We start from the raw sequence: 25,272 nt of genomic DNA on the forward strand, positions 1-25,272 counted from the left end.
AAGCGCCCCTTTCATCCCTCCAATCAGGGGTTGGACACTACTTCAACGCTGTCGGCGTGGCATGCGAGTTTGGCCCTGTCGAAGCTGCGTGTCGGGTTGGTGACGTAGCGAACCCCCGACACCCTCACAGTCGCGCCTTTGGAGATACCTCGCATCTGGAGTGCCTTGCCATTGATCTGAGCTGAGGAGCGGCAATAACGTTTCCAGTCATCGCGTCCTTTGGCGTCAACCAAAGCCCCACGGAAAATGCCGACTACATCTGGCATTGGCACATACTCGGGCTCCCAGACCGGCTCGGGGGTGGGTTTGGTCGATTCAAAACTCGCATAGGCTGCCCGACATGCCTCAATGTCGGATTCTGGAACCGTCTTGCCGTGCCTGAGCTCCCTCGACGGGCGCAGGCATGCTTGAGTACATTCTACACTCCTTGCGGACCGACACTCCCCGGCCATCTTCGCCAACTGCTGGTAAAGATTCTGCTCAGCCGAGGCGGCGCTTGTAAGAAACGCGAGCAAAACGGCGAAAATGGAAAATATGCGAACGACGGCTGAGTTCATCGGGTATCCTCTCTTAGTAGTTGTTAACCATCATGGGGCCGTATCTCCTCCTCAGACGGTCAAGGGTTATAAGTAGCCGTTCGTCCAACTGTTCCTCCCACAAAATAACGCTCAGGCAGCCAATGGTTTTATGGCTTGAATGTCAGAACCTGCGGAACAATATTTGCCCTTCCCCCACCTCCCTGAAGAGTAAAGGCGGACGCCATCCAATAGGTTTTACGGCGTGGGTCTGGCTGGATATCGAGGTAGTCTCCCCATGCTCGAGCGTGGGGCTGGTGGCTAGAGGCATCCCCCAGAGCCATCTGCCAGTTTGGCAAAGCATTTGAATCGCTGTCATCCAGCCACCCAACCCCCAGCGTTGGATGGCTGCCTCCGGCACCGCACACCGCTACTATGCCCACATCGCCCCGTTGGTTCGGGCAAACGGACGGATAAGCCCAGGCCCGGTCCGAATTCCACAGATCGGGCTCATCAATCAGCTCATTCGAACTCTTCCGGATTCTCACCACGCGTACGAAGGGAAAAGGGTGCTGAACATCCGCCGAGGCCACCCAGACGAAACCAAGAACACCGCCTGACTCCCACGCTCCGAGAACGCGATCATCCATGCGATTCATCCATTGACTTGTCGCATCATCAGGTTTTGCGTAGGGGCCGTCACGCCAATGCCTCACAGCGACGGAAACTTGCGAGACATCCTCTTCGTCGTCAGGCCATCGGAACACCTCGATAGATGGCTGAAAGTAGCTCAAGCTGGCAAAGATCGCCGTACTTCCCATGCCCCGACAAAAACGGAGAGATCCGAATTCTTCGGTTGACCAGGCTTCCCGGGAGATCGCTTCACGCGCCTTCAATTGATCCAGGGACAGTCGTAACACCACCGCTCTTTGCCAGCGGTCCGTGGTTGTGCTGAACACGTTGAACGACAGCAAGAGGTGGTTATCTGATTCGGCCAGATCGGGGTAATCCAGCCAGGTCCCCGACCACTGTTCGTCGATGTCCGTCGGAGTTGTATCCCACCAGGTCCATGTACCAGGCGCGCCGGATGAACTGACAGCGACACGAATCAGGTTTCCTTGGGTGGTCTTGGAAAACTGCAGAAGCCAGATCCAGAGCCGTCTGGAAGAGCAGTAGTGAATGAGCTGATCGCAACAGAATCCAGCACCTGCGGGAGGCAATTCCGTATAGGGGTCTACAAACACCCAGTTGTCGCCACCATCGGTGGATCGGGAACAGAACCAGTTGCCCGTGACGATAATGCGTTTACCTGAGCATGCCAAAGCGGGTTCCAGGATTGTACCTGCCTGTCCCCCGGTGTCGCCGCTGTTCAACCGCTTGGTATCGACGATAGCTGTCATGGCTTCTTGCCTTTCCGGCCTTTTGAACCCTCATCGATGACGGCCTCAGGCGGTGCCGATGTTTGCTCATCCGGTTCTCCCTCGGCTTCCGGCTCCGGCTGGCTTTCCGATGACGGACGAGAGATTTTTCCGGGCCCCGGCGCCTTTCGACGCGGCGAAATGTTTTGATCTTTCTGATCGAAATCAGGTTTTTCAGCCGGTTGTCCGGAGGCCACCTTGTCGGCTGCGTCTCGTGCAGGTTGCTTTTCAGGTGCCTGGTCAGTCAAAGAATGGTGTTTTCCCACTCCCTTCTTCTCTTTTGGGTCCGCCATTTATGTCACCAGTCGCAAGATATAGCCGCCCATTACGGTCCAGAACAGAACGCTATACCAGCGTTCTCCCAGTTTCCTGTTGATGGTTCTTCCCAGCAAGGTACAACCCGCCATTACCGGTACCAGAATACCTGCCAGAACCAGATGCTCGGTTTGCAGCAAGCCGGACTGACTGAACACCACGGCCTTGGTCGTGTCGCCGACCAGGGACACCAGAGAGGCGGCGCCCACAAAGTAAAAACGCTCAAGCTGCAGGCTGCGAAGTGCAACGCCCTTGAGCGGCCCCGAAGTACCTGAAATACCTGAGGTAGCGCCAGAACAGAACGCTAGCCCAACCCCCCAGGCTTTTTTCGCGCGATGATAGGGCGAAAACTCCCACAAGAGGGTGACAACAATCACCAGCGCAACGGCATACCGAATCCATAGCTCTGGCAGTTTAAGCATCAGAGTCGCGCCCAGTGCGGTGCCCAGCAGAACTGCGATGATGACAGCGCCGGAGGCCCTCCAGGGCAGGGTTTTCCGGTAAACCGCCACCTTCGCAACGTTGTTGCAGGCCAACAACAAAGCAGCCACGGCGATCCCCTCTTTGGTACCGATGGCCATCATCATGGCGGGCACCAGAATCAGGGAACCGCCGAGGCCCGCTGCAGCGGAGACAATAAACGACGCCGGGATGGCCAGCGCCAGAAGGATCAGAGATATCGCATCAAGTTCCATCGGTGCGTCCTTGCTTAAGGGAAAAGTTGATTGCCGGGTCGAGGCCAGACGCTGACAACCCGTGCCGCAGCATGGGGCCAGTTGCGCACCAGATTCTCCACGGAGGTAACCGGACCCGTTGGTACTGCCGAAAAAACATCGTTTGTTGAGCCGACAACAGCCAGGAGCAGTATCCGATGACCGGTCGAAACGCCGGAAAAGTCCACGTTGATCGACACGGCTCGTGGCATTCGAGCAGCCAGGTCAACCGACAAACGGTTCAATGGCGTGCCGTCAGCCGCCAGCGCCACGTTCCATCCCGGAGGTGTTGGCTGCGGCGCTCCGCCGGTCAGGCTGCGGACAAAGGGCACGACGTTTGTGCAATCCGTTCCCAGCAACGTGTTTTGAGAGGCTCCGGAACGCCATAACAGCACCACAAACGCTCCGTTTGCTGCTACCGGCCGGGTGTCTCGATGGTGCAGCAAGACATCAACGGTGCTTCGCTCGCGGTATACCTGCCAGACTGAGTTCCTGACTCGCCGGGGTACCACTGTTTCCATCAGGTCAATCTCCGAACCGGGTAACGCCGGTACGGCTGCATTTTGCCAGGGTGCCCTGTAGACACCCGGCGAGCCGTTCTCGTCAAGTGCGTTGGCCATGACGTCAGCCCACAAGGCAGCATCTATTCGTCTTGCGCCCGGGTTTGCAATGCCTCTCAAGCGGCGGTGGCGCTCAACAAGATCACCCATTTGGTCACTCCACTCACCATTTGGGATAACGCTGGGGTAAATCCACCGGAAGGCGGTCTGGAACGTCCAGAGCTGGTAGCGCAGATTGCCGTTCCAGATGTTGGTTCCCCGGAACGATGGCGCTGTCCCTACCGGTGCCTCTGGCCGTACAACGATATCCGGGCTCGCGAAAAACGGCTCCGCCGTGGCCCCGGGACGACGACGCGGATTTTGCATGGGGGTCGGGAACATGCGGCGGTCATCCCTTGGGTGCACCCGCACATAGGTTCGGGCGGGCTCAGCTGCAGCGAGATTGACCTCCCAAACGCCCCGGGACTGCAAGGTGGCCCTCATCAACCTCGGCGACGTGCCCGCGCCGGACGGATCTTGCCAGATGTGAAGGTCCTGCACGACCGCTTCCGGCAGACCGTTCACAAACAGCTGCCATGGGCCATGGGCATTGCCCGCGATTCTGGTTGCCGTCCATACCGCTGTCGACGTACCAACGTACACGGTATTGGGATTCGCCGGGTCAACCGTAACCGAATACGCCGGATCGATCGGACTGGTTGCGAGAGGGGGCATGGGTGGCAGGGCCTGACCCAGGCCTGTCAGCCGACAACCGCCAGCAGCGTCATCGTAATAAAAACAGGAGTCTGCAGCAGCGGTTGGCGAAACGGCAGCCACCGCTGCGGATGTTGGCGTAGCTGGAACCGCCGGTGTCCAGGTATTGGTCTGGCCGGTTGTCACGAGATAGAAATCGCTGGTTCCCGGAACTGGAGCAATATCTGTGAAAAACGTAGCCTGCGGTGTTACCAGTGGCGCAGCCGGCGCCGCAACGCCCGGGCCGATCAACGCGGTTGACGTCCAACGCCCCGCATTACCGGGATCCTCGCTGTAACGGATAACCCCCTGATTAAATAAGGCCAACAGAGTGCGCTCATCGACCCATTTCACCGTGACCACCGGCCCAAAACCTGCTGGCGGTACCCCAAAGGCCATGTTGGCTGCAGTGCTCGGGGTTCGGTTGCCCGGACGGCCATCCCGCCACTGCACAAAGGTGCCAGCGGCGGTTATGGGTAACACTCTCCACGTGTTCGGGTTGCTGGTACCCAGATTGTCGGTCACCCAAACCCTGTTGGTCCCCAGCGCTACCCTTCCCAGGTTCCCTGCCGCACGTCGAACAGTATCGATACCCGAATAGAAGTTACTGGCATTGGACTCCGGATCGTTGTTGATCAGATTACACGGCGCTCGGTATCGGCCCGCCGGGTCACAGGCCCAATCCGCATTGGCAAATTGCCCCATCACGTAGTGGGACTGAACCGGGTGAAATGTTACCCCACCACCGTCGCCCTGCATCGACGTCTTCATCTCCCAGACGGTGCTTCCCACCCGGACCTGTCGGCCATTGTCCTGACAACCGAGCATCGAAAAATGGCTGGAGGTGGGATGACTGGCACTGAAGATAGATTCGATGGACGCAAGGCCTACGTTTCGGCTGCTGAAGGTATTGGTTTGCCCATCGCGCAGGGAAACGAACACGCCGCCATCGCAACCCACCCAGATTTGCCGGGATCCATCTGCATTGGTGGCTTTCCTGAGAGAATGAACGTCCGGGTGGACTGCATCACCGATCAGACCAGGCTGTGTGGCTCCTGCGTTCGTGCCGACTGGCTGATCGGAAACGCCCGGAGACGGTACGAGGTTGTTGCCATTCACGTCGAAAGCCCAAATGGACGCGTTCCAGTTATTGACCTGAATGAGCGACCCGCCGATATAGACCCGGTCTGTGCGTACCGGCGGTGGAACCAGAGCCGTATTCCGGGTCGTAACGACGATGGCCTGATCATAGTCACGCTGGCCGGGCCAGAGATTGGCGGCGGATGGAACGTTATTCAATGGGTTGGCAACGGGCGCGGCATCACCCGGATTTGCTATTTGCCAGATATGGGGCACAGGATTCCCACCGGCGGGATTAGTGGTCACCTCACCGAGAATATACAAAGCGGTGTTGTCATCATTCACCGCCATGCTCATTCTTCCATCCAATCTTCCCGTGGCCGGGACAGTCGGTGCCGGAAGAAAGTTCTGCGTAATCCAGTTAAATGTGTTGCCGTGATCGTCTGAGAACGCAATGCCTGAGCTTCGAAAACACACAAACAGTCGATTTCCGACATAACACAGATCGGTCGGCGCGCGATTGACCGGGGCCATGGCGGCCCCGTTTGCGGGCGGCGATGGCGCGGGGGCAGGCAACGGCAGGGCTGACCAGGTAAACGAGAGGTTACCGCCAACCATGGATCGAGTGCCCAGATAAAGTCCGCCGCCCTGGATGTTCCAGCCAAGATCCCGACCACCTGAAGTGGCTGCGATCACACGATCTCCGGCAGCTCCGGGTGCGGAGCCGGGAACGCGTACCATGCGTGTTATCGACACGCCCTCCAGAGCGGCAATGCCCGTCGCAGTTTCCCAGGGGTCCGAACTGACCGCACCGGCGGCGGGTCCTGATGCGGCGAGAATGCCAACCCCGCGAATTGCATCAGCGCCATCAACACCCTGCATCGCGTCGAATTCACCGGTACCCACCATCACAAAATCAGCACCGGCGTTGGCACCGAAGTTCACCAGTAAACACCCACAGGCGAATGCGCTGGTGTTGCCACCGAACCGCCTGGGCTCGTTGGCCCAGCCCCCCAGGGGTTCCCAGGTAGCGCCACCGTCGCCGGTATACCAGACGCCACCTTTGGCCGTGCCTGCGTAGGCGCGTTGGCCATCAGGGCTTACGGCCAGATCACGAACCCGGCCAGACACTCGCGGCCTGCCCTCAGCCTGCCCCTGACGAACCACCGAGGGCCCGATCGGCACCCACCGATTGGTATTGTTGGCGGGAAACGCCATGGGGGCGGCGTCAGGGCCAGCCGAAGAACGGGCAGACGTTCGGGCCGGAGGTTCGCCGAATGGACCAATACCCTCGCGCTCCATTAACGCCTTCATGGAGGCCGCCAAGGCCTGTTTGTCGGGTGAACCCGAAATTGATGTTAAGAAGCTATCCCTCGCGACCGCGTTTTTTCGCTTCTCGGCTTTCCTCTTGCGGCGCCGTGCAAGCGCTCGTTCCTGAGCGAGAGCAGGATCAACCGTTACATCACTCATGACTGATCCTCCTCAATGATCCGAATCCAGCCCTCCTGGAACTCGTGAGGTGTTCTTGGCAGAAGTGCTGACTGCGTCGCGGCAACGATGGGGTCGTCTCGCCAGGTCAAGGGGCCGGTCCGACGGGTGAACTGTTGCTTCTCGCCCAGAAGATTGACCTTGGGTAACCGAATCTCTTCAGGATCAACAAGCACCGGACCTACCCGAACAGAGGGGATCACGCGCTTCAGGCCATCATTGATCCACGCGTCATTGAGAGCCAGTGACTTTCTCGGCAGAACGCCGGAGGTAAGGTGCACCTTGCCAGCAGGCAGCATCAGCAGCGTCAGCGTATGGCAGGTACCGGGCCGGACGTAGAAGATATCCTCATCAACCAGATAAGGATGGTCCAGTGGCTGGACATCCGGCACGTGAACCTTGCCCAGCAAACCCAACTGCCCTCGGCGACGACCGCTCTCCCGAGCCAGCGCACCGATGGACTTGTCGACGAGATGGAACTGGTCGTAGTTGTCATCAATAAAATAACCGAGCAGTGAATCGTCGCTGCGCTGGAGATCGCCCAGCCGTACTGGAAACGCCTGATCCCGGAGCGCCTCGAACGCGGCCTTGCGGGTATTCGCCGTTTCAATTGAATCCACTCGCACATCGTCAAGATCGTCGGGTACATCCAACCTCAGTGTCGCCTTGACCACAGCGATGGGACGCCCCACCAGGCCGGCAATCGATGATGAGCCCAAGGTACTGAAGGTATCCACTGTCCAAAGTGTGGTGTCGATTGCCCTGAGCAAACCTGTCAGCGAGCTTTCGGTAGTCGGTAGCTCCCCCTTCCGATGCTGCACATCCGTCCTGATTACCCCGGAAACAAGATTGCCCACGGGCGTTGCATCGGGCGGCAGATCGGCCATAGGGCCAGCGCCCGGGGGCAAGGGCCTCCCCGGAGCTGGCTCCCAGCGGACCGCTCCGGTCAGCTCATGATGACTGATCTGGCCCAATGGATTACCCCTCGTATCAAAAGCTTCGAGAGATTCATCAATGTGGTCAGGTAACAGAAAGCCGGCAACAGGGTTAACCGCCAAGGTTGGCTCCAATTGATTCACAAAGGCTTCAGGAGCCAGTGCCGGATCGCCCTGGTAGGCCGGGTCGACCAACCGAAATAGCCAGCGCCCGCCCCCCTGGATGCGCAGTGGCATCTTCATGGCAGAGGTATCATCTGGAATTTCCAGGGGAGTGGTGGTTTGAATGTCCGTGGTAGGCACATCAAGGACCCGGCCAAATGCATCCACCAAACGAAGCGCCTTAAAGGAGATGGTTCCCCCGAACAAGGTCAAAGGATCGGCAATAACCTCTGGCCGGTCATCGGCGCCAGGCGTGGAGAAGAATCCGCCCAGATAGTTCAGGCCCAGGAGTTGTTCCCTGACCCCATCCAGAGAGGCCGACGCCAGATCCTGGGGTTTGATGAAATCCGCCAGGGTATTCAATGTGTTTTCCTGGGATGCCGTCAGCGTATCGCCTGTGGCCTCCCTCTCCTGCTCCGCCGCAATCCAGCGGCTGATACCTGCCTGAAGAGCCGTCCCCAGGCCCCGATGCAGCGGGCTACGGCCAACAATCTCAATCATCTGGACATCATTGGCGTCGGTTTTTCGCACCATGTCCAGTTCATCGAGCTGCCAATCAGTCAAAGAAGTCGAGCCCTCCAATTCAATCCGCCATTCCAGCCAAAGCGGCACCCAGGGCTGACGCCAGGCGGTAACTCCCAGTGGGCTCGGGCTCAGCCCCTCAAGGTAAGAAGCAACGGCCAGCTCAGCCGTGATTTGTTTTTTAAGGGACGTCTCCCGAAAAGAGAATTGCTGCCAGGTTTCCTTTCCCGGCGCTTGCGGATCCGCAAGGCTGCCAGACAAGGTGTACGCCCCGCTGCCGTCGTAGCGACCATCTGCGGAGTAGAGCCGGAGCATCTCTCCTTCAATGCGGCTCTGATACTGCGGGCGAACCTCGTCCTTGTCGGTGGCAGCGTTGGCCAGCCAGCGGCTGCAGTAGGGATTCAGAACCAGAGCTTCACGTACGATGGTCAACACTTCGGGCGGGATTGCGCCCGATCCCAGCGTGGGCACCAGGTCTTTCGCCTTGACCACGCCTTTGATGCCTTTCACCGCCTCATTGGGGTAACGGCACCGTAAACGGCCATTATCATCGTGGAGTCCGTCATAATGATGGCGCAGGCTTGGCTTGGCACCTTTTATGGCCAGCGACGGGGGCTGGGGCATGAAAAGACGGGGTGCGGGTCGTTCAACGGTGCGCCGGTCTTTGAGCGCACCCCGAATCGCATCGGATCTGAGCTCGATTGGTGGAGCTTTGGGCGCTTGCATTTCCTCGCTAAAGACAACTTTGTCACGCCAACGAGGCAGCGGCGACACCCGTTCGGCGGTGCTCTCCTTGCTCATCCTGGCTCGCCCCTTTCGCCCGACTGACGTTGCGTTAACCGACGCGGAGTCCTCAACGCGCAGGTGATCGAGTTTGGCTGCAGGCAAGGGTTTGCCCGGACGAGAGCTGAACATGTCGTCGTGCTCTCTCTCGGCAATATCCCGGAGGCCGTCCTGAGTGCCCATACGGTCCATCAAATCGCTGGTGAAGGCAGCGGCCAGCATTTCAGCGGCACGCCTCTGGGAAACGCTATCGCCGATGGCATCTGCGCCGAGGGCGGTAACCAGATCATCCGTATCAAACCCGGCCGCGACCGACAGCGCCTCTGAGGATGGTCGCTCGTCAATGACCGGCAAGTTCTTTCCAATGGGCACGCCGGAAATCATGCCGTGAAAAAGCGACATGAAGGTGGGAGATTTCTGGGCAATAAACAACTTGGAGGCTTTATCCACCGGCAGGCCCATTTCCGGAGTCATGTCGGCGTAAGTGAAAGATTCAACACGGCCTTTTGCCACAAAACTGGTTGGAGTTGCCTCAGCTGGCTGCTTCATCTCCCCTTTCGATAACAGACGTTCCAACACGGCCAGATCCGGTTCGTTGCTGGGCGGCTCGGCTTCCGGATCCAGATACCATCCAAGGTCGGCCATCACATCCAGCAAGTCTTTTTTGCTAACCACCGCCAGCGGATCTTTGTCCATGTCCGTATACCAGCCCGCAACGGTGTAGGTACCGGCATCTTTCTCAAAACCGTCTTTCGCGGTCTTTCGAAGTTCTGGCAGATCTTCCAGGGCATCATGGAAAGCGAAACGATTGGCACTGGCATGATAAGACGCGGTCCAGAGGGGCGATCCGCCTACGGTCCCGTCCAGAGGTTCATAGGTAGGCTGTTCCGAGGTACCGAAATTCGATCCGTTAAAGGAGCCCAGAGGCCGAATGCTCGCGGTTTTTGCATCGATCACCCAGCCTCTTATCATGGGCCGTTTAATCCCGACGGGGAAAAGCGCTCGCACCACAACCCAGTGGTTGGGAAGCTCTGTCATTTCCAGCTCGCCGCCTGCAGCTGATTCGCCCCCCCTCAGGAGCGCATCGGGAAGTGCCCAGTGCAGGTGAACACCATTTTCCGGAACCTGCCCTTCAGCAAAAGGCGCAGGGTCGCCAGGCCCACCGGTCACGGACACCAACGGCTCCGGGTTGGATTCTTTTGCAACATAGGCCTGAACATCGATGGGAACCAGGATGCGTTTGTTCCGCCGCAAATCCGGGTCCCAGGTATTGACGGCGGCCAGGTCAGTATCCGCTCGAACCAGCCAGGCCCATCGTTCGTCATAGACCGCTTTCGTGAGGGTCTTTTTCTTCAACAGGTGTTTGAACATAGCGCCCCCTCACAGCTTGAATGTGGCGTTAACCATGGGCTCATAAGCCACGGTCGCCCGGAACATGGCAGATATCGGTGGAACCTGAACCTCCCCAAACACCTGCCGCCATGGGAATCGAATTAACTGCAAGGCGTACTCGGCGCTGTCCAGACCATCGCCCGCGCCGGTTTCATCATGCTCAGCCAGAGCCGCGGATAGCCGCCGAATATCAACAACACCGGATGACCCCACGCGAAACGGCACATCTATGTCCTCCACGTCGAGGTAGCTGAAGTCGCTCTTCCTGCGGGGAGTCAGCGTTGCTGAGCGTTGGTTACCGTTATCCTCGTGTTTGAAGCCAAACTGGACGCCCTGGCGCGGTTCCTCCAGGTGAACAACTTTGGGAACACCATCAAACAGGCAGAGCAAAACGGCGGGGGCCAACCTTTCCAGACGCAGCAGCCGGATTCGTCGGGGATCGTCCTCTTCGAACCGGGCTTCGTCGCCCTCCTCCGGGTCTACATCAAAAGCCCGAACATGCATGCCCGGCCACCCGGATACGGCGGCGGAGCGAAGCAGAAATCCGGTAATGGGACCCGTTTGCCCAGTCAGACGTGGGGCGAGCGTGCGACGACGTACGTTGCGCTCTTCGGTATCCAGTTCGGCGCGGATGGCGTTGTATTGGGCATCCAGTTGGATGCGGTCGTCACTATTCACCGTGCCAACGCTGAGCGCGCCCTGGACCAACGCATCCGTCCAACGCCGATCCATGTAAAACCAGCGAATCGATTCTTGCGGGAGTAGTTCGGAGTCCGCCACCAGATTGGCAAATGGAACCCCGTTGAGCAGCCGCAAGCTGACTAACCAGTTCCTCAGCTCCGCGGGCATCGCGGTGTTTTGGTCAATCCTGAATTCGCTGAGCGGAGCCCGTGCGGTTTTTTCCAGCTCCTGGCCGAGGTTTTCGAGGATGTCCTGGTTTTTGTTGATCATGACTCGTCCTCATCCGTGAAATCTCTGGGGCGGTCCCGCAGGATCACATCCAGATTGTCATTCAAGCCCTCTCTGATCAGGCGATCTGTGACCGGAAATGCAGGGCCGGTCAGGTGTTCGTTGATCAGTTCATTCGACAGCGTGCTGGACACCAGATCGACACGCTGCCGGTCCAGATCCGCCTCCAGGGTTTCCCGCAAATCGACTTTGCCCAGTTCACGTGTAAGCAGGTCTTCTTTGGGCACTTGGACACCCCGCAAACCCTCGAAAACTTTGTTCAGGTCGCCGACGAATAAGGCCGGCGGCAGCCCCAACCCCCGAGCAAGCACGGTGGTGGGCTGACCATTGAATTCAAGAGGCCGTCCGGGTCCGACTTGGGGCATTGGATTTCCCAGAAACTTTTCAGGGGTTCTCACAACAGCATCAGCAAAGAAACGCCCTGAAAGCCGGCCCAGATGGCGGAGGTCGATTTGATCAATGCCTGCCCCGAGCACCTCCTCCCAGAGAGTTCTGTTTTTGATGAGCAGGGATTTCAGTCGGGCAGCGTGATAGTCGTTTTGTCGCCACCGCATCAACGAAGCGATGATTGACGGTTGAGACAGTGTGAGAAGACGGCCCGTTTCAAAGGCAGTGGCCAGTGACAGATCTTCCCGGCCATCCGGTATAACCACTCGTAGCTGGTCTGAACTGTGTGCCAGCTTCAGTCGATCAGCACTGGAATTTCGGGTGGGATGCGGCACCAGCGGTCCTCTGTACCAGGACCGTACCTTGTCACCCTCACGGGTTTGGTGGCCCAGACCCACATGCCCACTTTCGGCAACCTCCAGAGGCAGGCGGCCACTCACGGATTTCTGACCTGGCCCAACATCGCCAAGCAGGCGGGAGTCCAGGTTTTCCATCAATGATCGGAAGGTGGTGTCGCCGGTCGTGGTGAAACTCCAGTGCAGTAAAACCGGGAACCGATATTCGGGGTCCAAAGGCAGGGCCTCGAAGGTTTGAATCACCCGAAAGGGCTCGGCCATATTGAGAGCAATGTCTGCCGAAGTGGAGCCTTTGGACTTTTTGATGGCCCAGGTACCGGAGCCGGAATATGGGACCGCGCCGGCAGTTGCCGCAGCGCCGGACTTGAATTGTGTCGACCGGGAGCCTTTGACGCCCGGAGCCAGAGGCACCGGCTGAGTCAGATTCTGAAGGTCGCCGGCATTGATTCCTGCAGCCCGTGGAGCCAGAGCCGTGCCCATCACCTGATGGTCGTCGTAACTGGCCATACTCTGGTGAACGGTACTCTTGACCATGAAAGGTGTAACGAACGACGGCACCGGATCCGGGGACCGGTCCAACAACACATCGTATTGGCCCTCAAGATTCACCAGGCAGGCCAGATACTTCACCGGGGCATCATTGCCGTCTTCGTCCTTGCCCGGCACAGGCAGACGGTTGCTGATGACAACGGCAAGAAACCCGTCATCATCGCCCATCATCAGTTCGGTATCGTGGATGTCCACCTCCCGGGCATGAGCCAGCAGGTCAACGTCTTTTTTGGTGGGAAAAACCTTATCGATGATTGATTTTCTGATGGCCAGACAGTTGCCCTTGGCGACTTCTTTTAATCCGTCGAGTTCAACGCCCTCGGTTACGCAATTCGCGACATCAACGCCGGTTTCCAGCCTTGCTTCCCCTTCGGCGATGAGCACAAGTGCCAACCAGGGTGTATTGGCGAGTGCGCCGTCAAGGCGGCGTTCCCATGGCAGAGTCCGCCTTTTGATGACCACCTGTGGCAGGCGGCTGCCATAGCTACCAAAAGAATTGGCCGGTGGATAGGTCGACAGAATCTGATCAGGCGGCAGAATGTAGCGCGGCGACCGAATCCTGAGGTGGATATTCTCCTCGTCCACCTTCAGCGCGCCGGCATCCAGACTTGCCTCCGGCGTTTGCGCTGAGAATTTCTGGTTGGCCCTTATTCGCCACAGTCCGGCCTCCAGAGGCGGATTCAGCTTGGCATATAGCTTGAATTTTCCTTCACCAACAGGCATCGCTTGCTTCCTTCTTGCTATCCTCTTTCGCCGGTCCCTGCGTGGATCTGCCCGGCGTTAGTCGTCCTGTGCCGGCACCCATTCGATCTCACAGTTGCTGCCGCCAACGGCACGCAGCCTTGAAACCGTTGCGGGCAATCCCTTTTCCGCAATCAATTCGGCCATCGCCTCAGCCGACGCGACCGCCCCAATCATTCCCGCAATTTCACGGGCACCGCCCTGCAGGGCCCGAACGGAAACACCGGAATGACCGGCAAGGGCATTGATTTCAAACAGCAGCACCGAGCGCGCCCCTGCCTGAACAACCACCGGCTGAACCGGCTGCCTGAGGTGCCGTGCACCGTGCAGCTCTATTTCCACATCACTGGCAGACCGACCCTCACCGGCTTTCAGAATCACACCAACACAGGTAACCGTCTGATCGAACCGGGTGGACACGGCAGCCGCACCACGCACCACATCCTGGGCCAGATGCCATCCCACGGAGGCTTTTCCGGCTGTGCCGTTAAGCGACAGAACGCATCCGGCCCCGAGCGCTGATCGACCGGTCAGGCGAACCAGTCTGGACTGGTCATGCCAGCCCACAATTCTCAGACCGGTGGGGCGACCATCGCCTCCACCACTGGCCTGCACGGCAATTGTCGCAGTGTGTTTCGGGACGGCGATCTGGCGATCCTGAACCTGCTCATCGGCAACCACAGCACCGTTGCCCAATAACATGACCACTCGTGCCGCGCCGGTGATCTTGAGTTCCGGCCGGGTATCTTCCCCATCAATTGCGGCATCCGGAGATCGCATGGTGACAATATCGCCGGGGCGTAGTTTGCTACCGGGCGCCTGTGGAACCGGTCCAGCTTCTGTCCCGAGGCCCTTCACATAGGCGGCCCCCGCACCCGAGCCAACCCGGCCGCCGAGATACGTCTGGCTGGCGCTGGTAACGCTGGTGCGAGGTACAGAGCCGCGAACAACGACCGTCAGATCGTTGAAGCTGGACGGAGCATGGGTTGTGTTCAGTTTGATCGGCAGACTGCGGCCCAGTCGGCCGCGAACAGATTCCGTGGACGGTGCCGGGCGGCGCTTGATGCGTTTGTCCGCAACGGTTGTGGTCGCATCCCGCAGGGCCACGCCCGCCCCGTTGCTCATGAATCCGGTCACGAACGGCTTCGTTGGTTTGATGACCCGGGGGCTCTCATCCAGAGACATGAAGGCGGTCGAACCGTTGCTGGCATTCGACGCCTCCAGGCCATCCATCAGTGTGCCAAACATGGGTGGCGCGGTGCGGGAGTTCTCGTAGATAGCCTGTGCTTTGGCACTGCGCTGCCCTGTGGCCAGCAACCCCTCGGGTAACGCGCCGGTGCCGTCCGCAAACAGATACTTCCGGGCTTCAATAAAGGCTTCCTCAATGCTCGCGCTCTCGGCAACAACTCCCAAAGCGGTGGCCCGGTTCAGGTTGTCGGCCCGCAACGTACCGGCGGCAGACAACGGCAGTGGGCGCCGGCCTGCTTCAACCCGGTAGTAATCGATTTCCGGGCCGGTTTGCGAACTCATGTCCGCCTCGGCAACCATCTTTAACCGGCTGCCGGCGAAAATAACGTCGCCTTTCGGAATGGGACTGGAGGGTTGCTCGGGATCTTCCGGCGGCCCCCAAACACCGATCGGGAAGGCTTCCAGGCCATAGGTAGGGCCTTCCTCGGCAGTCTTTTCGTCCCTCATGCCCTCCACCAGGGGGCGCAGGTCCGAGGTGCGGTCCGTCCAGGTGTTTCCAACCCTGCGCTCAAGGCGAATTTCCAACTCACCCTTCAACCCAGCGGCGTTCATGGGGCTCAACCCCATCGCTACCGCGGCGCCACTCGGCAATTTGGGCGTAATGTCCTTGTCGATGGCCGGGTTGTTGAAGTCAAACCGGGTGACCGGGCCGGTTGCGACAACCGACACTTCGAACTCCGCGAAGACTTCGAAGGGCCGCTCATAACTACCGTCACTGGAGGGTGCCGAGGTTTCACCCTCCGTGGAAGCGGGCAAAGCCCCCTTACCCGCTGCCCCCGAGAGAGTCCGCGCCCGGCCCGGCGCGGTTTCTTCCAGATATTTGGGTACGAACTCATCCCAACCCACGAATATGCCGCGAATCTCGCGGGAACTACCGAACTTCACCTTGATGTCGCAAGGACCCACTTCGATGGTCGCTTTACCCCGGAAATCAGGCCCCTCGACCTCAATACGTGCACCAAGGCTGATGCTGATTCGAATGGTGCCCAGGAAAGTTTTTATCTTCACACCGGCGGAAATGCGGGCGTAGGCGTCCGCCATGAAGTAGAACGGATCGAAATAGACAATGGCGTTCGCACCAAAGGCAATGCGGGCCCAGGCGAAGCCAAAGTCGGCACTGACCTCTACCTCAACCCCTGCCATCAAGGCTTCCGATGTGAGGGCAAAGTAAGAACCACCCTTGATCACAATGGCGTTGGACACCCGCCATTGCAGGCCTAACCTGGCAACAATCGGATACCCGTCACGCTGAAAGCTGGGATGATAGCCGCCCAATGTCAGAACGAACTGGCCGGCATTGGGGCCGAGCCACCAGGTAGCAAAAGCAAAGCCCCCTGTAAGGCGAACCTCGGGGTACAGCAGCCAGCTATTGTCGGTAAGCTGCGCCTGAATCAGGAACAGCCCCTCGGAGGACGAGAACCGGGCAAGCAGCCCCAACTCAATGGATACCAGTGCGGCCTGGGGCCTGGGCAAAGCCATTCGAGCCAGGCCAAATAGATTGAGTTCCAACCCGTTGCCGACGGAAACCGACAACACGGCGACACCATCCACCAGAGAAAAGCTGGTAAAACTGATGCCGGCGGCAAACCAGAAGTTACCCGGCTCCGGAGGGAAGTACTCGGCAAGCTTTCGCAACTCCTCCAATGGATCGGAGGAGACGCTCGCCGCTGGATCCAGAGCCTTGATGAAGGGGTATTCGCCAAACTTTGACAGGTCATCCGGAACGCGTAGCCCCCGTTTGATGCCCAGACCACCCCCAATGCCGGTCAGGAAGAAGGCGGGAGGGCCACCAATGGGGCCTTGAATGGCACCGAACACAAAGAACGAAGGCAGCCCTTTGTCGTCGCTGTATCCGCCGAACAGGGAGAGTCCATACACTCCGAAGCGACCCATCAGCATTCCGACGTAGCCGATCTGTCCGTCCAGGTCTGTTTTCAGAAGACCACCAGCGATAGACAGACCACTGAAGTCCCCGGAAACACCCAGTCCCTTCAAATCGACCGCCCAGTTGGTCAACTCGAAGACGTCACCGCCGAGCCAGTGCAGGCCAAGTTCCTCAACCGATGCCGTTAGCCCGAACAGTGAGACGCGCGCATCGAACAGCAGCGAAATCCCGGTAACGGAACCATCAACTTCGGTGACATCAAAACCGAATTGCTCCAGGTAAAGCGGGCCCAACTGTCTCTGGATCGCCAGCCACCAGGGGCCAGGCGGATCACCTGCCCGCAATGAAATGCCAAGGTCGCCGCCCGGGTTCTTCTGAATCGCCAACGCCGGGCTGAAGGCAGGACGGGCCGAGGGCGACGCATCATTTCCGGCGTCGCTCATGATGTTGTTGGCAACCGCATTGTCGCCGCCGGCCGCCGAGGGCACGATGGCCAGCCCATCAAGCTGAACCTGAACGCCGCCGCCTAACCCTGCCGGCACGGCCTCGCCGTATAAATGAACGCCGATGGCGTCGATACTCATAATACCCAGGTTCAGCAAAGGCCCTGCGTTTTTGCCAACGCGAACGCCCAGACCGGCAATGGAGAAACCCGCATTCAGTTGAAAATCGCTGCCGACCTTTTCAACGAGCAAGATCGACAAACCCGGCGCGATTCCCGGCGACGTCACCCAGTTGGCAACCACTTCGAGATCCACCGTCGGGTCGCTACCACCGAGCGAAATGCGTTCGCCCGAGGGCAAAGACACGAAGATGCCTGCAAGATCGCCGTTGCGGGTGAAGCCGACATCTACTTTGCCATCAATGGTAATTTTCAGGTTGTGGTCGGCCAGGTTGAAGCCGAGCTGGAACAGGCGCTTCAACAACGCTTCCGGGTCGACGATGTCGTCAAACAGGGTGGGATCCAGGGTTGGTGTGCCACCGGTGAACAGAACATTCTGCAGTGCATCAACCGCATCCGTTCCCAATGTACCAAGTGCTTCCAACGTGACACCTGCGGCCATGGAAACAGCCTGGGACAGGAGCGCCAGGGCCACAGCTGCGGGCTCGTTGTCTTCTGTTTCACCGGACGGTGACTCTTCAACAACAACCACCCGCGGCGGCGTCTGATTCAACGCCCACCGGAACTGAACGGACTGGTCACCCGTGCCATCAGTGACGAGACCAAGGGCGGCCATTCGAGTAAAACCAGTGCCGGACACGCCGGCTTCAATTTTCGCTACAGGGCGAAGAATCAAACCATTGCCAACGTCGAAGCCGCTTGCCACATAGGAGACAGCAACGGCTAAGCCGCTCGCGCTGAGTCGCACCCGGTCGAATCCGACCGTTCCGACATCCGCTATCGAAAGAGCCGCGGCCAGTTCAATGGCAGGGCCCGTGGGGCTGGCATCCAGAGTGATCTCCACGGGGTCCGTGCTACCCAGAGACAGTCGACAGATTCCTGTCGAAGGCGTCGATGTCGAAACGACAGTACCCGCAGGGTCGAGAGCATTGGCCAACTGCGAAATTGCGGTAACAACCAGATTGGGCAGGCGGGATAAAAGTACCCCGGCGGGGTCTGCGGCAAAGGTCTGAATTCTGGCGTCGGCAAACTGATTGGATTCCAGGAGATCCAATGCGCTGCCCAACTCAAACACTGCCACGGCCACATTTTTTTGCAGCGACGGCGTCTGGTTGGCCCTTTCGGCAATCAATGCGTTAAGCGCGACCGGGATGGCCATACCTGCGCCAGTCGCCAGAAGTGATCCCAGGCCCGGTCCCGAAGGGTAAATCTGCATGGGCGCTGCTGGGGCAGACCGCAGGAGGTCGATGCGAACATCTGGCGAGAGGGATATAGCAACGCCCTTCCCATCAAAGGTCGCCGAACTGGAAACGAGGGTGCCAATCGAGCCGTTGGTGGCAATGGACAGGCCGCCGCCCAGGCTGATGATGACCGGAGTTGCGCCCAATGAATGACTGGTTTCGATGGCGACGGCCACATTCAGTCGGTCTGATGCCACCCCGTAGGTTACGGACACCTCATTACTGAAATCGAATCCGCCTTCGGTGAAGCCGGGTATCAACAACTGGCCGATCGCATCGAACGCCTGAATCGCCTGGCCAAACGGGTCGGCCTTCCAGGGTGCAGCGCCTGCCTTCAGCCAACCCACCGGGTCCATAAACAGCGCCCAGGGCAGCAACACCCTGCGTGAGGGCAATTCAGAAGGCGGCGCCAGCAAATCCAGGCCATCCATAATCACCTCAATGGCGACCCTTGCATCGTCAGAAGCGGTTTCGCGGAGGTGATTAACCAATCCCGCCAGAAGCGTTGACGGAATGAACGACGCGCCCAGTTTCACCAGCGTGGCCTGCTCGGAAGTGCTTAGCGATGACAGAAGATTGATTGACGTCGCGGACAACGAACCGGGAGTTTGCCAGGCAATAGTCAGTGCGGGTGAAACTCCGCCCGTAGCTGCACTGGCTACAAGCTCAAGACCGCCCACATCCGGCTCGATTGCGCCGATGGAGCCGGAGATGGACGCCGAGGATGCGGAAGCAAATAGCGTCAGGCCCAGTGGAACAAGGTCTGCCGCCACATGGCTTACGTCCAGTGCAAAGGCGCGGGAGTTCAGATCGACGGCAATGGTTGCCGCATCGAGTGCCCAGGATATCTCGGCGCCTGCGCCACCAAATCCTCCAAGCGCCCTGAGTGCGCCGGCAAGGCTGGCCGGAGATGCATCGACCGCCACGTTGATTGCCCCACTGGCATCCAGGATAAGCTGATCAAAACCTTCCGGATCATAACCACCTCCGGCAACCAGCCCGATGTCGGCAAGCAGTTGGCTGAGATCCGGAGATGCCGCAGCCAGGCGCCCCACAACTTCGGCCAGAATCAAATGAACCTCAGACGTGGGCAAGCTTGGCGAGGCTACGCCAGCCCCGTTTTCAATCACCCACTGGTCCCTCCGCACCCCGAAGCAGTTGGCCTCGTGCAGAACTATCCGGGCGCCAGATACCCGCGTGCTACCGGCTAAGGGCAGGTACAACCGGGCAGATACCCAGCGCACCTCAATGTCGTTCTGGCCGGCGCCCGGGCCGCCAACAAGCCAACCATCCTGAACACCGAAATGCAGATCCAGGATGATCTGCCTGTCTGTTTGCACCTCAAAACCATCGCCACCGGGGCCGCGATCGCAGGTCGCCAGTTCAAGAATGGCCCCTGCCCCGAGGAAGACGCCGCCGAGATTGGCATCAATAACCGGAAGATCCACGCCGGCGTGCAGTTTGGTTGGTGGCGTTGCCGGAGGTTCATAGGTTTCGTGGCGGTAGGCAATGGCACCGGCGACCGTTGCAGCAAGGCCCGCCTCCAGGGCTTCGGCGTCAAGGGCACCGAAAACCGCGTCTACCGGAAGGCCGGCCCGGATTGGTTGCTGGTCCGCCCGCAAAAGCTCATCAAAGCTGTCGGGTGTTAAACCAGCTACCAGGGACGCCCGGTCAAGAACATAGCCAAACTGCAGGAGGGCGTTGGATTCTCCGGCAATCTCCTCTTCGTTAATCGTCTCGGGCTCTGGTCGCTGGAGCTGCAAGAGGAGCCGTAAGGCGTCACCGCTCAACCCCGATAACAAGCCATTCAGGGAAACCGGCGCCCAGGGCGAGCCTACCGTTACCACCCGATCAATCGCAGTGATAGTACTCGCCGCCTTGATAGCAGCCGCCCCGGCGGAACCGAAGGCAACAACCGTGATGGGCGTCGCCCTATCCTGCAGCACCTCGATCAGGCGCTGGCATTGCTCGTCTATGGCACCGCGATCCGGTCTCTCTGCCGCGGCTGTTGCTGGAGTCGGCAGGCAAATGGACCAGTGTCCGTTGGCGGACCCCGGAACGCCGGGCCCGCTGACCTCTCCCCGAACATCCAGGCTGTCGCTCCCGAAACAGGTACTCCAGAGGTCCTCACAGCCCACGTAAACCACCGCATCCGGTGCGCTTCCGAAAGCTTCCTGGGGCAACAGGTTAATGGCACCGAATGCCACAAGCTCGCGATAGCTCAAGCCTTCAATGTCGATGCCATTCACACCGGTTGGCAGCGACGCTGGGCGGCCGATCAGGCCGTCGGTGCCCGTGAAGCGATCGATTAACGCCTGAAAGCCCTCGTCCAGCCGGTTCCGGCCCGTCATCAGATCGGCGAGGTCCGGAAGCTCGGTACCTGCCGCCCGAATCGCTTCTGCAATGGAGGCCAACTCCGTCGGCTCACTGGAATCGAAATTGCCGGCTGGAGGTTGATACCGCCCGCGGTGGATGTCGCATCCAGGGTCCAGCCACACCGCAACGCCCGGCGCCCCGGGGGCAGCGGCTATAGCGGCTCGATAGGGCGTGCGTTCATTACCATTGCCCAGCGGTGCCCACTGCCGGAAGCCACTGAACAGGTATGAGAGCGGACTCATCGCCACCCGAACATTGCTGCAATTCAGTACCAGATCACCCATCCAGGATTTAAGAGCTGCTTCCGGGTCGCTCAAAAGCTGCTCAATGGACAGGCGGGCCCCCTCGCCGTTCCAGCCAACCAGGTCAGTAAGCGCGGTGATAATCGGCGAGCCCAGGCGCCGAAGCAACGCGGCAACGGCATTTTCGATGGCACCCCAATCCGGGCTGAAGCGGACCGTGCCACCGCTACTGAACTCCGGCAGCGGCAACGGAACTTCGATGGTTGAACTGTCGGATGCATCGACCGCCTCAACTTCGACTGAAAGGTCTGGCGCATCCACACGCACGGCAAATCCCGTTGAAGCCCCCCAAACCACCGAGGCACCAATCGACCGGGCCGAGACATCAACCTGTCCCATATCCAGCCTGAGGTCAGACCCATCGGCTTCCCGAAGCCGGGTACCCGCGTTTATTCGGCTCAGGAACTCCGCATTCGGCGCCGCAAAATTCAGACGCAACAGCCTTGCACTGACAAAAACGTCTGATCGCTTGTCGTCCAGAACAGTGTTTTCGAGGCGAGCTTCCAAATCAAAATTGACCCAGTCACCGTCGATCGAAACCTCAAGCGCTACAGGGTCCAGATCAATGCTCCAGGGATCCGCTGCGGTCCCGGCGCCCGAAACACTGGTTGAGTTACCGGTTATGAGTTCCTGGGTTGACGTTAGAACAACCGCCATGGCTGCCGGCGAGGCAGCGAGTGAATTCCAGTAGGCGGCCGTTTTGCCCAGTGGGTCGGTAAGGAGTTCAATCGCCGAAGGGCCAGAGATGCCGGTAGGCGGATCAAGCCCCAGCAGTTGGGAACAGATTTCGCCGGGGCGACCGAGAGTGGCCAATGCCGAAACCAGCGCACCGTCCACCAGGCTCTCGGCGGCGTCCAGCGCGGCATCGGGAGACGACAGATCCAATAGCTCATGATTGGTGCCGCCGAGCGTAACGTTATGAGCGGTCAATGCAAAAGCCGGTTTGCCGGCGGCCAGAGTAATACCGGTTTTGATTGACCCAATTGCCGGGTCGCCCGCAAGCAGTGGCGACCCCATACCCGCTGCCTGCCCGAACACGGCAAGAAGCGACAAATTCGGCACGGCTTTGATACTGCCATCCAGGGTTGCCAGGGTCAGCAGGTCCGCCTGCGCCTTAACTTCCGCGCCGGCCTGAGGTCTGAGCGCACCCTCCAGCCAGGGCGTGATGATCAATCCCCCGGCAGCTGACGACGCCACACGCAAACCAGCGGCTCCGGCCAATGATCCGTCGCTGAACTCAATGGCGCTTCGGCCAGAATTGACGGTTCCGCCCAGCAGCGCGGCCCACTGGCCGAGCCAGGCATTGCGAGCAGGCGCGGAAGAAAGGATGGATTCAATCCAGCCGGTCAGCGCAGACACGCCATTTGTAATCAGGGACTCCAGCGGAAATGGCGGAATATTCGGAACAGACCGTAAACCCGCCAAACCAGTGAGCGCCGCAAACGGTGCGGTTGCCGGATTGCTGGTGTCGAGCGCCTCGGCCTGGGCCTGAATCAGGCCCGTCATGAATTCCAGAAAGTCGGAGCCCAGCTCGTTAATGTTATCCACGGTGAGCTCAAAATCCCTGGGTGCATTGGTGCCAGGAAGCTGAAGCCGCTCAAACCCGAGACTGAATTCCAGATCATCAGAGGGGCTGGTTGGAACGTCCACGCCTACGGCCACGGCGCCAATATAGAGGTCCCCCGGCGCAGGAGCATCGTTGGAAATGATGACTCTGATCGCCAGTTCGATGTGCGCGTCGTCCCGGCCCAACACCAGCCAATCGGGTTGCGCCCCGGAAATATCCAGCGCTCCCGCGCCCTCCCGTTCGAACTGGAACACCGGAACATGGGCGCTCACAGAGATTGCAGGCAACGAGCTACCGCTGTCGTATTCAATGCCAAACCCTACTCTGGCGCCGTTGTCGGCCTCATCAACCACTACGAAAATGGTTGCACCGGAGTCCCTGAAAAGCGGGACCCAGACAGCTCTCCCTTGCTCTTCCCTGTCTGGCGCTCCCAGCACGTCGTCGACAAACGCAATCAGTGCCTCTCGCTGCTCATCGAGGTACATCATCGAGCTGAGACCGCGCTTGCTGCCGTTGGGATTGCCCAGTGGGTCCTGGAACCAATCACCCTGTAGTTCGCCATCGCGGGTCAGGCCAACGGCTTCCGCCAGCGTGCCAAATACGTCGAGATTCTGATCAGCACCCATGTCAGACTCCCGGCATCAGTGAAAACCGGGCAACAGGTTGCACCAGCATTTTGTTCGGCGCTGCGGCAATAGCGCCGGGTACAAGCGGCAATCCACGCTTATCGTTACCAACCTCTGCGCAGAGCACAGAAGCCACCTCAAGCACGGATTCCCAGGCGAACGCCTGAATTGCATCCCGCCAGGCCAATATCAGCTCTTCCGGACCCTCCAGGTCTTCGAACGTGGACATTACAAGACCGCTCGGCGACTGTTTGGTGCCAACGCCAATCGGTACCGGAATGCGTAGCTTTCCATGCTCCTCGCACTCCGCTGTCACCGTTACGGTGATAACGCCGCTGGAGAATTGAATACGGGTTTGATCGCTGTGGATGAGCAGCTCGCTGTCGCCTTTGGTCCAGACAACCAGGGGCGTGCTGTTTCTTGGCAGGTCCAGAACAAGGCGAACCACTTCCGAAAGCAAACGCTGAACGTCTTTGCCGGGAACAGTCAGCAGGTCTGGAGACAGGTCGCCGACATCAAGCAGGACGTCAGCGTCTATGCGGTTAAGCCAATCGAATTGGGAAAAATCGACGGTAGTAAATCGGGCGGACGTTGCCATAGCGATCCCTCGCAGCGATTGTCTTGCGCAGGTTTCGAGACCGGCCGGAAAAACATCCATATTCTCCGTGGTAGCCGGACTGCAGCATCAAAACCCTGTTGCGTAAATTTGAGCCGAAAGGCCCATGGAAACAGCAAACAGCGTCATGAATTCAAGCTATGACTTAGAGGAGTATAGGCAGGGACAAGGAGGGTGCAAAAAATTGGAGAAAATTAATTCATATATGCACATAAATCATACACAGTGGCGCCGTTTTCTGCCCCGTAACGGGCTTGTTTCACGGCTTTGCAACGGAGGCGAAACCGCAAGGGACAATCCGTCGCCCTGCCTGCGATTGTTATACTTTTGGCTCTGACCACACGGCATATTCATTGCCATTTGGATCATTGAAGTGAAAACGGCGGCCACCTGGAAAAGTAAAAATATCCTTGACGATCTTTCCCCCAGATAACTCTACCTTTTCAAGAGTAGCTTCCAAGTCGGTACTAAAAAGGACAACCAGCACACTTCCATGGTCCGTCGTGGCTACCTTATCTGACTTGAAAAAACCGCCATCCAGTCCAGCATTCTCGATCGATACGTACTCGGGGCCATAGTCAATAAACGACCACCCAAAGGCATCACCAAAGAACCTTTTTGTGGCTTCCAGGTCCCTGGAAGGCATCTCAACATAATTGATCTTACCGGTTTCTTTCACAGCTTCCTCCTTGATGCGTAGCGAATGATATGGACTCCCCCTGCTCCCACGGCATCAATGTGCCACATTGAGGATGTCTGACGTCTTCAACCAAAAGCAGGGAGAATCATCATGAATGTTACAACCATCGGCATCGATCTGGCGAAAACTGTGTTCAGTATTCATGGCACAAATCAACACGCAAGGTCGTGGTTCGCAAACGCATCATCATCCTTGCCCGGAACAAACTGGAGCTATTTGTTACGCGCTAACTGCTCCACCTTTTGCACAAAATCAACAACCTGCTGCCTACTTGCCCCGCGAAACGGCAGGTAACAGACTGCCGTCTTAAAGATGATTATCGCGTATCCATGCCCGATCTCGGAGCCCACTAGTTCTGAGGGCTTCCAGCTTTTACTGCCCTCATCAGAGTTTTTTCGAATGAGGCCATCCTCAATACTGTACTGATACTTCGTGCCCCGACTCAGCACTATCTGACTGAGACCTGCGCTAT

The 25,272-nt window shown here is 58.8% G+C and carries 10 protein-coding genes; all 10 read right to left on the reverse strand.

Annotated features, from left to right (window positions below):
• Positions 1-23: 23 nt before the first annotated feature.
• Positions 24-266: a hypothetical protein gene (locus GJU83_RS16105; protein WP_153634704.1), complete on the reverse strand. Its 243-nt coding sequence runs from the start codon at positions 264-266 to the stop codon at positions 24-26.
• 419 nt (positions 267-685) lie between these two features.
• Positions 686-1,915 carry a hypothetical protein gene (locus GJU83_RS16110; protein WP_153634705.1) on the reverse strand — a complete coding sequence of 410 codons (1,230 nt, stop codon included), beginning with the start codon at positions 1,913-1,915 and terminating at the stop codon, positions 686-688.
• A 311-nt stretch (positions 1,916-2,226) separates the two neighbouring features.
• Positions 2,227-2,943 (reverse strand): sulfite exporter TauE/SafE family protein, encoded by a 717-nt coding sequence (locus GJU83_RS16115; protein ID WP_153634706.1) that lies wholly within the window; start codon positions 2,941-2,943, stop codon positions 2,227-2,229.
• 14 nt (positions 2,944-2,957) lie between these two features.
• A complete protein-coding gene (locus GJU83_RS16120) occupies positions 2,958-6,803 on the reverse strand; it encodes a hypothetical protein (protein ID WP_153634707.1) in 3,846 nt (1,281 codons plus the stop codon).
• Entirely contained in the window at positions 6,800-10,594 is a 3,795-nt protein-coding gene (locus tag GJU83_RS16125; RefSeq protein WP_153634708.1) for a hypothetical protein, read from the reverse strand. The genes GJU83_RS16120 and GJU83_RS16125 overlap by 4 nt, the downstream gene beginning before the upstream one ends.
• Before the next feature lie 9 nt (positions 10,595-10,603).
• Positions 10,604-11,566: a hypothetical protein gene (locus tag GJU83_RS16130; RefSeq protein WP_039881919.1), complete on the reverse strand. Its 963-nt coding sequence runs from the start codon at positions 11,564-11,566 to the stop codon at positions 10,604-10,606.
• Complete coding sequence (locus GJU83_RS16135; RefSeq protein ID WP_153634709.1) at positions 11,563-13,599, reverse strand: hypothetical protein; 2,037 nt, start codon at positions 13,597-13,599, stop codon at positions 11,563-11,565. The genes GJU83_RS16130 and GJU83_RS16135 overlap by 4 nt, the downstream gene beginning before the upstream one ends.
• A 57-nt stretch (positions 13,600-13,656) precedes the next feature.
• Positions 13,657-23,484, reverse strand: coding sequence for a DUF6603 domain-containing protein (locus GJU83_RS16140; protein WP_153634710.1), 9,828 nt, complete (start codon positions 23,482-23,484; stop codon positions 13,657-13,659).
• A gap of 1 nt (position 23,485) precedes the next feature.
• Positions 23,486-24,082 carry a hypothetical protein gene (locus tag GJU83_RS16145; RefSeq protein WP_136629743.1) on the reverse strand — a complete coding sequence of 199 codons (597 nt, stop codon included), beginning with the start codon at positions 24,080-24,082 and terminating at the stop codon, positions 23,486-23,488.
• Positions 24,083-24,419: 337 nt separating this feature from the next.
• Entirely contained in the window at positions 24,420-24,779 is a 360-nt protein-coding gene (locus GJU83_RS16150) for a VOC family protein (protein WP_083231856.1), read from the reverse strand.
• Positions 24,780-25,272 lie beyond the last annotated feature (493 nt).

Origin of the sequence: Marinobacter salsuginis, assembly GCF_009617755.1 — a bacterium.
Taxonomy (GTDB): Bacteria; Pseudomonadota; Gammaproteobacteria; order Pseudomonadales; family Oleiphilaceae; genus Marinobacter; species Marinobacter salsuginis.

Bases quoted from the DNA above. Each gene is read 5' to 3' on its own strand.
- GJU83_RS16145 (WP_136629743.1), bottom strand. From the start codon at position 24,082: ATGGCAACGTCCGCCCGATTTACTACCGTCGATTTTTCCCAATTCGAT.
- GJU83_RS16115 (WP_153634706.1), bottom strand. From the start codon at position 2,943: ATGGAACTTGATGCGATATCTCTGATCCTTCTGGCGCTGGCCATCCCG.
- GJU83_RS16130 (WP_039881919.1), bottom strand. From the start codon at position 11,566: ATGATCAACAAAAACCAGGACATCCTCGAAAACCTCGGCCAGGAGCTG.
- GJU83_RS16120 (WP_153634707.1), bottom strand. From the start codon at position 6,803: ATGAGTGATGTAACGGTTGATCCTGCTCTCGCTCAGGAACGAGCGCTT.
- GJU83_RS16105 (WP_153634704.1), bottom strand. From the start codon at position 266: ATGCCAGATGTAGTCGGCATTTTCCGTGGGGCTTTGGTTGACGCCAAA.
- GJU83_RS16110 (WP_153634705.1), bottom strand. From the start codon at position 1,915: ATGACAGCTATCGTCGATACCAAGCGGTTGAACAGCGGCGACACCGGG.
- GJU83_RS16125 (WP_153634708.1), bottom strand. From the start codon at position 10,594: ATGTTCAAACACCTGTTGAAGAAAAAGACCCTCACGAAAGCGGTCTAT.
- GJU83_RS16140 (WP_153634710.1), bottom strand. From the start codon at position 23,484: ATGGGTGCTGATCAGAATCTCGACGTATTTGGCACGCTGGCGGAAGCC.
- GJU83_RS16135 (WP_153634709.1), bottom strand. From the start codon at position 13,599: ATGCCTGTTGGTGAAGGAAAATTCAAGCTATATGCCAAGCTGAATCCG.